The 14092-nt window shown below is 66.6% G+C and carries 14 protein-coding genes; 10 read left to right on the forward strand and 4 right to left on the reverse strand.

Going from position 1 to position 14092, the window contains the following annotated elements; all coding sequences use genetic code 11:
• Positions 1-20 precede the first annotated feature (20 nt).
• The 3 genes from AB0M87_RS19190 to AB0M87_RS19200 form a co-directional block, all read right to left on the reverse strand.
• Entirely contained in the window at positions 21-1325 is a 1305-nt protein-coding gene (locus AB0M87_RS19190; RefSeq protein WP_365854804.1) for a sugar ABC transporter substrate-binding protein, read from the reverse strand.
• A 212-nt stretch (positions 1326-1537) separates the two neighbouring features.
• On the reverse strand, positions 1538-2299 hold the full coding sequence (locus AB0M87_RS19195) for a DeoR/GlpR family DNA-binding transcription regulator (protein WP_365854355.1): 762 nt from the start codon (positions 2297-2299) through the stop codon (positions 1538-1540).
• 364 nt (positions 2300-2663) lie between these two features.
• Positions 2664-3335: a response regulator transcription factor gene (locus AB0M87_RS19200; protein ID WP_365854357.1), complete on the reverse strand. Its 672-nt coding sequence runs from the start codon at positions 3333-3335 to the stop codon at positions 2664-2666.
• Between the two features lie 189 nt (positions 3336-3524).
• On the opposite strand from AB0M87_RS19200, the gene AB0M87_RS19205 reads away from it, so the two are divergent.
• The 8 genes from AB0M87_RS19205 (at position 3525) to AB0M87_RS19240 (ending at position 11140) form a co-directional block, all read left to right on the forward strand.
• Positions 3525-4757, forward strand: a complete 1233-nt coding sequence (locus AB0M87_RS19205) for an amino acid ABC transporter substrate-binding protein (RefSeq protein WP_365854359.1) — start codon at positions 3525-3527, stop codon at positions 4755-4757.
• Entirely contained in the window at positions 4754-5641 is an 888-nt protein-coding gene (locus AB0M87_RS19210; protein ID WP_365854361.1) for a branched-chain amino acid ABC transporter permease, read from the forward strand. The genes AB0M87_RS19205 and AB0M87_RS19210 overlap by 4 nt, the downstream gene beginning before the upstream one ends.
• 2 nt (positions 5642-5643) lie before the next feature.
• Entirely contained in the window at positions 5644-6717 is a 1074-nt protein-coding gene (locus tag AB0M87_RS19215) for a branched-chain amino acid ABC transporter permease (protein ID WP_365854363.1), read from the forward strand.
• 158 nt (positions 6718-6875) lie between these two features.
• Positions 6876-7556: an ATP-binding cassette domain-containing protein gene (locus tag AB0M87_RS19220; RefSeq protein WP_365854365.1), complete on the forward strand. Its 681-nt coding sequence runs from the start codon at positions 6876-6878 to the stop codon at positions 7554-7556.
• Positions 7557-7612: 56 nt separating this feature from the next.
• A complete protein-coding gene (locus AB0M87_RS19225; protein WP_365854367.1) occupies positions 7613-8266 on the forward strand; it encodes an ABC transporter ATP-binding protein in 654 nt (217 codons plus the stop codon).
• Positions 8267-8383: 117 nt separating this feature from the next.
• A complete protein-coding gene (locus AB0M87_RS19230) occupies positions 8384-8968 on the forward strand; it encodes an ATP-binding protein (RefSeq protein ID WP_365854369.1) in 585 nt (194 codons plus the stop codon).
• 60 nt (positions 8969-9028) lie between these two features.
• Entirely contained in the window at positions 9029-9730 is a 702-nt protein-coding gene (locus tag AB0M87_RS19235) for a response regulator transcription factor (protein ID WP_365854371.1), read from the forward strand.
• Entirely contained in the window at positions 9731-11140 is a 1410-nt protein-coding gene (locus AB0M87_RS19240; RefSeq protein WP_365854373.1) for a HAMP domain-containing sensor histidine kinase, read from the forward strand.
• Here the strand turns inward: AB0M87_RS19240 and AB0M87_RS19245 are convergent.
• Positions 11131-12141, reverse strand: coding sequence for a TAXI family TRAP transporter solute-binding subunit (locus tag AB0M87_RS19245; protein WP_365854375.1), 1011 nt, complete (start codon positions 12139-12141; stop codon positions 11131-11133). The two genes, AB0M87_RS19240 and AB0M87_RS19245, sit on opposite strands and share 10 nt — an antisense overlap.
• Positions 12142-12283: 142 nt before the next feature.
• On the opposite strand from AB0M87_RS19245, the gene AB0M87_RS19250 reads away from it, so the two are divergent.
• Entirely contained in the window at positions 12284-12424 is a 141-nt protein-coding gene (locus AB0M87_RS19250) for a hypothetical protein (protein WP_365854377.1), read from the forward strand.
• Positions 12425-12529: 105 nt separating this feature from the next.
• Positions 12530-13918 (forward strand): MFS transporter, encoded by a 1389-nt coding sequence (locus AB0M87_RS19255; RefSeq protein ID WP_365854379.1) that lies wholly within the window; start codon positions 12530-12532, stop codon positions 13916-13918.
• Positions 13919-14092: the final 174 nt, after the last annotated feature.

Genomic DNA, 14092 nt, shown 5'->3' on the forward strand with positions numbered 1-14092 from the left:
ATCGGATGGATCGACAGGGATCACTTGTCCGCGTACTTGGCGGCGACCTTCTCGGCGAGCGCCTGACTGGCCTTCAGCGCCTTCTCGACACTGGTCTTGCCGGCGATGGCGGAACTGATCTGCTGGGAGACCTGCGTGCCAAGGTCGGTGAACTCGGGGATGCCGACGAACTGGATACCCGGGGCGGGCCGGGCTTGCACGCCGGGGTCGTCCGGGTCGGCGGACTTCAGCGCGTTCGCGGTGGCCTTGGCGAAGGCCGATGCCGCGGCGACGTACTTGGCGTTGGTGTAAGTCGAGCTCCGCTTGCCCGCCGGCACCTGGGACCAGCTGAGCTGCTTTCCGACCAGCTGCTCGTACTTCTTGCTGGACGCCCACGAGATGAACTTCCAGGCGTCGCCCTGGTGCTTGCTCGCCTTCTGCACTCCCCAGGCCCAGGTGTAGAGCCAGCCGGAACTCTTGGTCTTTTCGACCGGTGCGGGCGCGTAGCCCACCTTTCCGGCTACCGGCGAGTCGCCGGATTCGAGCGACCCGGCGGCGGAGGTCGCGTCGTACCACATGGCGACCTTGCCCTGCTCCATGTTGTTGAGGCACTCGGCGAACCCGGACTGCGGGGCGCCCGCCTCACCATGGGCGCGCACGAGGTTGACGTAGAACTTGGTCGCCTTGGTGAAGGCGGGGCTGTCGACCTGGGCCTTCCAGTCATTGTCGAACCAGGTGCCGCCCATGGTGTTGACCACCGTGGTCAAAGGAGCAATCACCTCGCCCCATCCGGGCAGGCCGCGCAGGCAGATGCCCTTCATCCCGGGCTTGGCGCCGTCGGCCTTCGCCGCCAGGTCGGCCACCTGCTGCCAGGTGGGGTTGGCCGGCATGGTCAGCCCCTTCTCCTTGAAGACGTCCTTGCGGTACATCAGAAAGGAGGACTCGCCGTAGAACGGCTCGGCGTATATCTGGCCGGCGACCGACAGGGACTTCTGCATGGCCGGCAAGATGTCGCTCTGGTCGAAGGCGATGTCCTTCTTCGCGTACGAGGTCAGCGGGGCGAGCCAGCCGTTCTTGGCGTAGACCGGCGTCTCGTAGTTGCTGATGGTCGCCACGTCGTACTGGCCGGCCTGGCTGGAGAAGTCCTGAGTGATCTTGTCGCGGACATCGTTCTCGGGCAGCACCGTGAAGTTGACCTTGATGCCGGTCTCCTTGGTGAAGTTGGCCGCCGTGAGCTTCTGCAGGTCCGCCATCTGCGGGTTGTTCACCATCAGCACGTTGATGGAGTGCGAGCCGGAGCCGGAGCCGCCGGAGCCGGCGCAGGCGGTGAGCAGGGCGCCGCACATGGCCAGGGCTCCGAGGGGTATGGCGCGTCGCAGAACAGTCGGTCTTGACATCATGATCGTCTCTTTCATGAAATGTCGGGTGTGAGTGAGTGAGACAGGGGAGGGGGATCGGGCAAGGGGGAGGGGGAGGAGATGTGGGATCGGGCAAGGGGGTGGAGAGGGGGCGGCACCGGCGGATCCGTCCCTTGCGGTAGGGGGTGCGGGCTGAGCGGTCAGACCCGGTGGACGCGAGGTCCCATCAGTGAGTAGCGGTGCGCCTCGGCACTGGACAGTCCGATGTCGGTGACGATCGCCTCGAAGTCGCCCACCCTGGCGAAGCGGCAGAAGCTGCTCGCGCCGAACTTGCTGTGGTGCCCCATGAAGACGCGTCGGCGCGACACAGCCAGCGCCTTGGCCTTGACGTCCGCCACCACCTGGTCAGGGGTGGTCAGGCCGCGCTCCCGCGAGATGCCGTTCGACCCGAGGAAGGCCAGGTCGATCACGAATCCCTCGAGCATGGCGCAGGCCCATGACCCCACCGTGGCCAGGGTCCGGGCCCGGACACGGCCTCCGAGGAGCAGCACCGTGACCTGCGGAGAGTTCACGATCGCGGCCGCGGTGGACAGCGACGCGGTGGCCACGGTCAGCGGCCGGTCGCCCGGGAGGAGCGCTGCGAGGAGCTGTGGGGTGTAGCCCTCGTCCACGAACACGGTCTCCGCGTTGCCGAGCAGTTTCACTGCTTCCGTGGCGATACGACGCTTGTCCTGGAGGTGCAGGGTCTCCCGTTGGGTGAGTCCCGTTTCGAAGCCCGCACCCTCGACGGGGTAGGCGCCGCCGTAGGTGCGGCGGAGCAGGCCCCTGCGTTCCAGCACGCTGAGGTCGCGGCGGATGGTCTCCGGCGCGACAGCCAGGTCGACGGCCGTGGTGGTGACCTCGACGCGTCCCTGGTGGCGAGCGAGCGCGAGAATCCGGCTCTGACGCTCCTCGGCGTTCATCGCACTCGCCTCACTTCCGTGCTGGTTCGGGCACGGCGTGCCCGGTCTTGCCACATATTTATACCAATCACCTTTTGGCTGAAAAGGGCCCACAATGGGCCGGAAATTGCCCGATGCTGCCTGAAGGAGTTATGCGAAACCCCAGCTCGCAGCCCTGGCGAGCGGATTTGCCCATTCCTCGATGCCCGTGTCGACTGCCCCGCGTGCCCGGTTCGGGCGGACGGTGAACTGTGACGGACGCCATTACGACTCGGCTACCGACTGGAACGACCAGCGGCACGATTCGGCCTGGCTGAGGTGCTCGGTCCGGATGCCTCTGGCCGGGGGCAAGGTAATGGATGGTGGTGCTGAGCCAGTCGAATCCTTATGAGGGGATGGCGGCATCGTTCGTGGCCAGGCGGTAGCCGACCCCGTGGATGGTCTGCACCGCTTTCGGATCGCCGAGTTTCCCCCGCAGAGTCGCCATGTGGACGTCCAAGGTCCGATGGGCGCCCGGCCACTGCGTTCCCCACACCTCCAGCAACAGGCGCTCTCTTGACACCACTACACCTGGCTGCCGGGCAAGTGCCGCAAGCAGTTCGAACTCCTTGCGGGTCAGAGCGACGGCAGAACCGTTCGCAGTCGTCACGAGGTGCTGGGCGATATCGATCCGTGTCGTCCCGGCGTGTACGACCGGTGGCGCGAGCGGGCGGGCACGTCGCATCACAGCATCGATACGGGCACGCAGTTCTGCCACGCCGAAGGGCTTGATCAGGTAGTCATCGGCCCCCGACCGGAGCCCGATGACTCGGTCACGTTCGTCGCCCCGTGCCGTGACGGCGATGATCGCAACCTGGCCTATGTCGCGTAGCCGGCGGCACACCTCGACGCCATCCATGTCGGGCAGCCCCATGTCCAGCAGGATCAAATCCGTGGGAGGCGCTATCAGAGCCGCCGCGCCGGTGGCGGCACGGGACACGTCGAAGCGGTGCCGACGCAGGGCCACGGTCAGTGCTTCGGCGAACCGGTCGTCGTCCTCTACGAGCAGAATTCGCATGGTGTGCCCAGCGTAGGAATCGCCGCGCTCCGCGCATACCGCCGGAACCCTAGAGGATTCTCAATTCTGGTCCGCAGCTCCTTCGACCGGTGGCTTCGAGCCTACGGTTCGTTTCCACGACGCCCGCCGGACGGGCGCGCGGCACGACCCCTGGACGAGGGAAAGCAGGCGATTGAGATGAATCCCCAGATGAGAGCCAGACAATGGGCGGCTCTCGCCCTGGTAACGGCCACTCTGGCGGCTGGATGCGGCTCGAAGGGCCAGGCATCGAAGGGAGCCACCGGAGACACACTGAGATTCGGTGCGTCCCTGTCATTGACCGGAGGGCTCGCCAGGGAGGGCGGTCTCACGAAGGAGGGCTACGAGGTCTGCCAGAAGGCGGTGAACGTCAAGGGCGGCGTTCAGGTCGGCTCGAAGCGACTGAAACTGGAGATCCAGTACCAGGACGACACATCGAAGCCGGACACCTCCGCGCAGCTCATCGACCAGTTCAACGACAAGGGCGTGCAACTGGTCCTCGGCCCCTACGGATCCGCCACGACCGAGGCCGCAGCGGCGGTGGTCGAGCGCAATGGCCAGGTGATGTCCGACAGCTCCGGCGCGGAAGACTTGATCTTCACAAAGGGGTACCGGCAGACGTTCGCCGTGCTGTCCTCGGCACGCCAGTACGCCGCGGTCATGGTGCAGGCGCTCAACGAGTCCGCCGTCCCGAAGCCGACCACCGTGGCTTTTCTCTCCGCGGATGACGGGTTCTCCATGACCGTGACGCAGGGCGGCACCGATGAGGCGCGCAAGCTCGGGTTCAAAGTGTTGGCCACCGAGTACTTTCCGAGCGGCACCACGGACGTCTCATCGGCCCTGACCAAGATCAAGCCGCTCAAGCCCGATGTGATCATCGGGTCCGTCCATCTGGCCGAGGGTATTGCCATCATCAAGCAGTCCCGGGAACTGGGCATCTCGCCGTCCGGCGGCTTCGCCGAGACCGTGGCGCCGCCCACCCCCGACTTCGCATCCTCATTGGGTAAGGCCGCTGACGGCGTCCTCGGCTCCACCCAGTGGAGCTCGCGGACCGCGGGCAAGGACAAGTGGATCGGCACCGCCGACGACTACATCAAGCTCTTCGCCGGCCAGTACGGCGGACGCAAGCCCGAATATCACGCCGCCGAGGCGACCGCGGCCTGCATAGCGATGGTCGACGCGGTGGAGAAGGCGGGCTCGACCGACCCGGACAGGGTCAGAGACGCATTCGCCGCGCTCGACGAGTCCACCTTCTTCGGCCCGCTGAAGTTCAACTCGGCCGGCCAGAACATCGCCAAGACGATGGAGGTCATGCAGGTCCGCAACGGCAAGCCGGTCACCGTGTGGCCCAAGGCCGTCGCCGAGTCGCCGATGGTGTGGCCCGCCATGGGGAACCACTCATGAGCCAGTTCGTACAAGCCACCGTGTACGGGCTGCTGCAAGGCGGCCTGCTGGCACTCATCGCGGTCGGGTTCTCCCTGGTCTGGGGCGTGATGAACGTGGTCAACCTGGCTCACGGCTCGTTCGTACTCATCGGCGCCTATCTCGCCTTTGAACTGCATTCGGCGCTCGGTCTCGACCCCTTCGTCGCGATGGTCCCGGTGGCGGCGGCACTGTTCGCAGGCGGTTATCTGATCCAGCGCGGCCTGATCAACATGGTGGTCAAGGCCCCGATCTTCATCACTCTCCTGCTGACGTTCGGCCTCGACTTGCTCTTGGTCAACGGCCTCATCTGGATCTTCTCGGCCGATTACCGCTCGGTCTCGACCGGGTATGCCGCCCACAGCTACACGTTGTACGCCGATGTCAGGGTGCCGCTCGGCCGACTGCTGGCCGCTGTCGTGGCTCTCGGCGTTACTCTCGCGCTGGTGTACGTCACCCGGCACACTCGTACCGGCCTTGCCATCCTGGCCACCGGCATGGACCGGGGCGCCGCGAGGCTGATGGGCATCCGGGCCAAGCATGTATACGCACTGACCTTCGGCATCGCGGCGGCCCTGGCCGGTGCGGCCGGAGCCGCGGTCGCCACTGTCGGCACCTTCAGCACCGCTGATGCGGGACGTTTCACACTGTTCAGCTTTGTCGCCGCGGTGCTCGGCGGCCTGGGAAACATGTATGGCGCGCTGCTCGGCGGCCTGCTGCTGGGCCTGGTCGAGGCATGGGGCGGACAGCTCCTGCCCGGCACCCTGGTCAACGCGGTCGCCTTTGGAGTCCTTGTCGTCTTCCTGGTCATGCGCCCCCAGGGCATCGCCGGACGCGCCTTCTACGCAAGCAGGATCGAGGTCTGATCATGTCTTCTGTCAACGCATCGGACGACACCCTGGCCGACCCTGAGGACCAGCCCGGGACGGCCGCCCGTCCACCAGGCCGGCGTCTCCCCAAGCGGATACCGGCGTGGGCGTCCTGGGCCTCCGGCATCGTCGTGGTCCTGGCCTGCGTGGGGCTTCAGTCGCAGCTCTACACCGGACAGGAACGTAGCTTCACCACCGTGTTCATGTATGTCGCCCTGGCCGCGTCCTGGAATCTCATCGGCGGCTACACGGGCTACGCCTGCTTCGGTCAGGTGGGTTTCTTCGGACTGGGCGGGTACACCACCGCGGCGCTGATGCAGCACGGTCATCTGTCGTTCTGGGCCGCACTTCCGGTGGCTGCTGTGGTATCGGGCGCGTTCGCTGCTCTGATCGGCCTGCCGCTCCTGCGCCTGAAGGGTCACTACTTCGCAGTCGCGACGCTCGGCGTCGCCGAGGGACTGCGCGAGGTGGTGACCAACGTCCCCCGATGGACCGGCGGCGGCGCCGGGATCACCATCCCCACCGCCGGTGCGAACGCACCGACCGCGTGGCTCGGCAACGACGGTTTCTATCTGCTCTTTCTCGGGCTCGCGGCCGTCTGCGTGGCAGTGGTCGCCTTGATCGTCCGTGGCCGTACGGGATATGCCCTGCGAGCGGTCAACCAGGATGAGGACGCCGCGGCAGCCATGGGTGTCAACACCACACGGGCGAAGACCTTCGCCTTCAGTGTGTCCGCGGTCCTGACCGGCGCGGCGGGATCCGCGTATGCCTTCCAGCAGGTCACCATTTTCCCGCAGCGGCTGTTCGACGTGGACCTCACCGTGCTGATGGTAGTGATGGTGGTGATCGGCAGCAGTGCCACGATCGCAGGACCTGTCCTCGGCGCCGTTGGCATCGCCGCGGTCTCTGAATACCTGCGGCAGCATTTCACTGAGGCGCACACATTCACTCTTGGCGCTCTGGTGATCGCGGCAGTCGTCCTGCTTCCCCAAGGTGTCGTCAACTTCGTCCGGGATGCCCTACGCACGCGGGACTTCTCGCTCCTCACCAACGTTCGGAGGTACCGGCTGTGAGAAGGACAAACGGAGCCGACGGCCCGGTCGAAGCAGCCCCGGCCACGACGGCGGTTGCCCCGTCGACCACCTCCCCGTCGGCAGGCCGCTCCGGCGTCCCAGTTCTTCAGACAAGGGGACTGGGACGCCGCTTCGGTGGCCTGCAAGCGGTCTGTGACGTGGACCTGAGCATCAAGGCGGGGACCACGGTCGGTGTCATCGGACCAAACGGCGCAGGCAAGAGCACCACGATCAACCTGATCACCGGTCACCTCACTCCGACCAGCGGAACCGTGCTCATCAACGGCAACGACCTCACCGGCGCGCGGCCGTGGCGCATCGCCCATGCCGGAGTGGCCCGGACGTTCCAGATCGTCAAGCCCTTCCGCGGACTGACGGTCGGGGACAACGTGGCTGTGGCAGCGATGTTCGGGCCTTCGCCCGCGCGCACGCCCTCGGCGGCCCGCCGCGAGGCGCTGGAGATCCTGGAACAGGTCGGGCTCGGCGGCAAGGACGAACTCACCACAGCGGAGCTCTCCGTCGCCGATGCCCGCCGTCTCGAATTGGCCAAGGCGCTCGCTCTGCGCCCCAAACTGCTCCTGCTCGATGAGGTGCTGGCCGGACTCCGGCCGGTCGAGATCGACGCTTCGCTCCAGCTCATCGACGATCTGAAGCAAGCAGGACTGACGATGCTGGTCGTCGAGCATATCGTCCAGGCCATCACGGCGATCTCCGACGAGATCCTCGTACTGCACCAGGGCAAGGTCCTGATGCAGGGCCTCCCGGACGACGTCCTGAGCGATGAGCGCGTCATCGACGCCTATCTGGGGCGCCGTTACTCCAGGAAGAGTCACACATGAGGTTCCAGGTCAGTCAACTCACAGCCGGATACGGGCGGGTTCAGGTGCTCCGTGGCGTGTCCATCGAGATCGACGAGGGGGAGATCGTGGCCCTGGTGGGGCCGAACGGGGCGGGCAAGTCCACGCTGTTGCGGGCCATGACGGCCATGATCCCCGACCGGGGCGGGTCAGTGGTTCTCGACGGAGCCGAACTGATCAAGGGTTCGGTCGAGTCCATAGCGGATGCGGGCATCGCCCACGTGCCCGAAGGCCGGCGGCTGTTCCCCGGCTTGACGGTCCGGGACAACCTCCGCCTCGGTGGCTGGCGGGTCCGCAACAAGAACCTCGACGCTGTCCTCGATCTCTTCCCCCGGTTGGCCGAACGACTCGACCAGATCGCCGGCAGCATGTCCGGCGGCGAGCAGCAGATGTGCGCGATCGCCCGCGGGCTGATGAGCCGCCCCCGGGTGCTCCTCATCGACGAGCTGTCCCTGGGACTGGCGCCGCTGATAGTTGACGAGATCCTGGTCAGGCTCTCTGATATCGCTGCTACCGGGACGGCGATCCTGCTCGTCGAGCAGGACGCCGGTGCCGCTCTCGAAGTCGCCCAGCGCGGATACGTCCTGGAACTGGGGCAGATCACCATCACCGGGACCGCTTCGCAGCTTGCCAGCAACCCGCGGATGCGCGCCGCGTATCTGGGTGTCGCAGGCACCGTGACTTCGCCTTAACGGTTTGTTAGACATGGCCCCTTTGTATAGGCGGACCGTCGGGTGCGACGCAGGCTGTGAGTAGGTACTCATGACGGTCGCACCCGCGGCCCGTGGCCCGCATCCCAAGGAGCCGACATGACCTTCCTCCCCACCGGCTCCCTGACGCCTGCGACTGCGTCCGGCAGCCCCACGACAGCGGTGGTGAATCCCATGCTGTACTTCATACCGGCAGCCGGAGGACACACCGGAGCCCGCCCGCACGTGTTGCGCAGCGAGCTGAACCTGGCTTCCGTCGGCGACTCCGTCTCGCGTGCACGTCGGCATGCAGCCGATGTCCTGCGGGCCTGGGGCGCGGACGACGACACCGTCGATGCGGCTCGGCTGATCGTTTCCGAACTGGCCACCAATGCCGTGTGCCACGCCGATCCCGACGGGAAGGGCACGTGCGCACCGGCGGGCGGCCCGACGGATGTGTTCGGTGTGTCGCTGCAAGCTGTCGGCGACGCCGTCGTGATCTCCGTTACGGACGGTGACCCCTCGCCGCCTCATGTGACAGTGGCGGATGAGAGGGCGGACTCCGGCCGAGGGATGTACATCGTGGCAATGGCAAGCACCCGCTGGGGCCACCACCCAGCCAGGAGCGGGCCGGGGAAGACGGTCTGGGCGGAGCTCCCGCTGATACGCGCCGCCACGTCCGGCACCAGCCAGGAAATCGGCTGAAGGGTGTTAACTAGGGAAGACCGGTGACCTCCTTTGAGGGAGGCGGGGATGTGATGCGGCATGCAGGCGCTACTCGTCGAGGACGACGACAGATTGGCCCACGCGCTCGGCACGGCACTCGGAATGCACGGGCACAAGGTAATACGTGTAAGCCGGGGGCAGGACGGACTCCGCCTCGTTCACCAGGCGGATTTCGTGCTCCTCGACCTCGGTCTGCCCGATCTGGACGGTCTGGAACTCTTGCGGCGGATGCGCATGATCAGCTCTATTCCCCTCATCGTCGTTACTGCCCGCGGTGGGCACCGCGACATCGTCCAAGGACTGCGGGCCGGAGCCGACGACTACGTGGTCAAGCCGTTCCGGATGGCCGAGCTGATAGCCAGGGTCGACGCCGTGCGCAGACGTTCCGGCGAGCAAGATGCAGATCCAGCCGAGGCCATACGCCAGCCGGCTGTGGTACGTGTCGACAAGGTGGAGATCGACCTGGCCTGCCGCACGGTGCGGGTGCGGGGCGAGGACGTACACCTGACACGCCGCGAATTCGATGTCCTGGCCCTCTTGGCCGCCCGTCCCGGCGAGGCTCACTCCCGCTCCGAGATCCTGGACAGGGTGTGGGGGGATACGCTCCTTGCCGCATCCCGGTCCCTCGATGTGCATGTGGCGGGAATCCGGGCCAAGACTCACAGCCCTGACCTTGTCCGCACGGTGCACGGTTTTGGATACTGCCTCGCGACCGGGACCGCAGCCACGACGGAGGCCTGAATGAGGCGCCGCCTGCTGATTGTCCTGATGCTGCTCATGGGTGTCGCGTCCATCGCCCTCAGCATTCCGCTGGCCGAATCCTACGCGCACAGCCGGACGGAGCAGCTGCTCCTGCAGAGGCGCACCGAAGCCGCGAGATTCGCCAACTTGTCGGTCGGCATGACCACCCCTGCCGACCGTGCCCAGGTGTCGACCGAGATCCAGCGGTATTCAGAACTCTACGGCGCCAGCGTCGAGCTCGTCGATGGCCAGGGCCATCTGGTGCTCCGGGCCGGCCCCGGCCCCCCGCTGGCCACGAGCAGCGCACGTCAGGTACGCGATCGTGCTCTCACCGGGCGTACCACCGATCATCTTCCAGCAATCCGGCCGTGGAGCCCTGACCGGGTAGTGCTGGCAGAGCCCGTCGGCGGCGACGAGCAGCTCGGCGGTGCGCTGCTGATGGCCCTGCCCACGGATGCGGCCAGGCACGACGTGACAGTGCGCTGGTCGCTCATCGCTCTCGCCGCTCTTGCGGCCTTTGCCACCGCAGCCCTGGTCGCTGTCTGGATCACCCGCTGGCTCCTGCGGCCTGTGCGGAACCTGGACAATGCGGTGGACGAACTGGCCGCGGGCAATCTCGAACCGGCGGCCGTGCCGTTCACCGGGCCACCAGAGCTGCGCCGCTTGGAGCAGCGCTTCTACGCCATGGCGCAGGCAGTGGCCGACTCCATGCGCAAGCAGCGCGACTTCGTGGCCGACGCCTCCCACCAGCTACGGAATCCGCTGGCCACGCTCATACTGCAGTTGGAGAACATCGAGCCGCACTTGCTGCCCAGCGGGCGGAAGGAGCAGGCCCGCGCGGTCGATGAAGTCGAGCGTCTGGGCAACCTGCTGGATAGCCTGCTGGCGCTTGCGCAGGTGGAGTCCTTCGCGGAGGATCTGGCACTCCTCGACGTCTCACGAGATGCCCGGCACCGACTGGCTGCATGGCAGGGGGTTTACGAGGCGGCCGGGCTCGATCTGGTGGACGCCGTGGCTGACGGGATTCAGGCGCGCGGTCTGCCGAGTGCCGTGGACCGCGTGCTGGACGCCGCCTTGGACAACGCGGCGAAGTTCGTGCCGGTCGGCGGCCGGGTGGAGGTCCGCGCCGTCGAATGTGACGGCTGGGTACGAGTGCAGGTCAGCGATGACGGTCCCGGGCTTCCCGCGGAACAGCTTTCGCGCCTGCCCCGCCGCTTCACCCGCGGCCTGGAGCACCAGAACCTTCCCGGCAGTGGCCTCGGGCTGGCGATCGCAGACGAGATCGCCAGGATGAGTGGAGGCCGACTCACGCTCAGGGGCAACAGCCCCCACGGAATCAGAGTCGATATGGTGCTGCCGGGTCTCGCACCGCCCGGTGACGGAGCGGACACACCAGCCGCTCAACCGTAAACGGACCGGTAGTACTCGGCCGCGCCCGGATGCAGTGGCACGGATCCCGTGGAGATGGCGAATCTGGGCTCAAGCCGCGCACCGGCCGTGACCGGCCGCATCACCTCTTCGCTGTACTCGAAGAGTGCCCGCAGCAGGTCGAACACGGTCTTCTTGGGTACATCCGGCCGAGCCGTGAGGTAGTTGCCCGTCCCGATCGTGGGGACGGGCCGAGGCAGCCCGTACGCTTCGGCCGGAATGGTCACCGTGGTGTAAACAGGCCCATACTTCACCCGCATGGCCTCGACGTACTGGTCGAGCGCCAGAAGCCGCAGGGGTACGTGATGGCTCAGATCGGCCAGCGCGGGTGTTGGCACGCCTCCGGACCAGAACACGGCGCGCACACTCCGCTCCTTGAGGGCCTGCACGGACTGCAGCAGAGTCAGAGCGCGCGGAGTCACCGCCTCGGCGCCTGTCAGATCCGCGAGTCCAAGCAGCCTCATGGCGATCACCTCGGCGCCGGACTCGCTCGCTCCAAGTCCCACCCGCTGACCGGCAAGGTCCCGCAAGTTCCGCACGGGCCCGTCCGCCCGTGCCACAAGGTGCGTGTAGTTCACATAGATACGGGCCAGCGCCATGACCCGAATCGGCTTGGAGAACGGATTGCGTCCTTTGATCGCGTCCTCGGCGACATCCGCCGTGGTGATTGCCAATGACAGATGGCCATCACCCAGCCGGTGCAGATTGTCCACACTGGCCGATGTCGTTACCGGCTGGACTCTGATGGACCTCGAATCCTTGGCGACAGCGGCAGCGAATGCCTTCCCGAAGGCGTTGTACGCCCCGCCGGCCGACCCGGTACCCAGCGTCAGTTGCTGCACGGGCGCCTTCTCCGACGAGCACCCGCTACCCACCGCTGCCCCCGCCAGTACCGCAAGCGCGGCCACCCCACCGCGGCCCGCGAACTCCAGAGCTCTTCGACGAGTGATGGGGAGAGAAACAGGCTCGGGGAGATCACTCATGGATCCATCATGCCCTCACGCTGCTGGGTTGAGGCAAGAGGTCACTGGTCAACGTCGCCGCCCCGGCCGAGCCGCTGTCGCCGAGCGAGTTCTCGCTGATCATGCAGGCCTGGTCGTTCGCCGACCTTCCGAGATCAAGGAGATGCTCGACTTCTGCGGCGACCACGGCATCGGCACAGAGGTCGAGGTCATCCCAGCGGAGCGGATCAACGAGGCGTCATCACCGCAGCGGATCCTGTGCCACACACGCGGCAAGGCATCGCCGCTGTGGCTCGTTTCTTAGCGGGACGTTAGATCTGAACGCGAGGCCTTGTCCGGACAAGGTCGCCGCCCGCATGCTCACGGCACTTCGCACGTTCCCCAGCAGTGCTTTTCCTCTGGAGCCGCCATGTCATCGCCCGCCGTCACGCCTCGATTGTCGACCGGTGAAGTTCGCAGCAACCGCCGCCGTGCTCTGATCGGTGGCTCGCTGGGCAATCTCATCGAGTGGTACGACTGGTTCGTCTACGCCAGCTTCGCGATCTACTTCGCCGATTCCTTCTTCCCCGGCGAGAACACGACCACCCAGCTCATGAACACCGCCGGGATCTTCGCCGTCGGCTTCGTGATGCGCCCAGTAGGTGGCTGGGTGCTCGGACGCGCCGCCGACCGGCGCGGGCGCAAGAGTGCGCTCACGCTCACGGTGTCGCTGATGTCGGTGGCCGCCCTCCTCGTCGCGGTCGCGCCCACCTACGACCAGGCAGGGTACTTCGGCGCGCTGATCCTGCTGCTCGCCCGGCTGCTGCAGGGGATGAGCATCGGCGGTGAGTATGCGGCCAGTGCGACGTATCTGACCGAATCCTCCGCGCCGGGCCGCCGGGGGCTGGGGTCGTCATTCCAGTACGTTTCGATGACCTGCGGCCAACTTCTCGGCCTGGCAATCCTGATCACTCTGCAGCACACCCTCAGCGCCTCCCAGCTCACCGGCTGGGGGTGGCGGATCCCGTTCCTGCTGGGATCGGTCTTCGCGGTGGTGGTGTTCTGGCTGCGGCGGCGCCTGTCGGAGACCGAGGCGTTCACCGAGCAGTCCGGCCACGGCGAAAGCGCCGATGCCCGCGGCACCCTCAAGCTCCTGTGGCAACACCGCCGTCAGGCGGTCATGGTGATGGCGCTCACTATCGGTGGCACGGTCGCGTACTACACGTACACCACCTATCTGACCAAGTACCTGATCGCCAGCGCAGGCCTGCCCAAGAACACCGCCACGCTGGTGAGCTTCACGGCGCTGGCGTTCTTCGCCGTGATCCAGCCTCTCGCCGGAGCGCTCTCGGACCGGATCGGCCGCCGTCCGCTGCTGATCACCTTCGCGGTCGGCTGTACCTTTGGTACCTACCCGATCATGTCGGCCCTGCGGTCGGCATCGACGTACTGGTCGGCACTGGCGTTGTCCGTTCTCGCCCTGGTGATCGTGACCGGGTATACCTCGATCAACGCGGCCGTGAAGGCGGAGCTCTTCCCTACCCGGATTCGCGCCCTCGGCGTGGCCGTGCCCTACGCAATCGCCAACGCGCTCTTCGGCGGCACGGCGGAGTACGTAGCCCTGTGGTTCAAGGACGCCGGCCACGAGACGGTGTTCTTCTGGTACGTCTCCGGTTGCGCTCTGGTCTCCCTGGTGGCCTACGTCCTGATGCCGGACACACGCAACGCCACGCTCAGTCGTGCCGAGGCAGCCTCCGGACAGACCGGCGGCAAGGTCCTTCCGGCGCCGGTACATGTTGCGGCGGACACCACAGGCTGAGCTGCTCGGAGGCGGAGCTCGCGCTCACGGTCTGTCATCCCGCGTCGCCGGGATGACACACCGATCGGGGCTCCCGGAAACCTAGGAAACCGAGAGGACCGGGAAGCGATCGCAACCCCACCGAACACGTCCGCCTGAAACAGCAGCAGGGCGCCGGTGCCGGTGATGGCCAAC

It is taken from the genome of Streptomyces sp. NPDC051320, from assembly GCF_040682175.1.
Classification (GTDB): Bacteria; Actinomycetota; Actinomycetes; order Streptomycetales; family Streptomycetaceae; genus Streptomyces.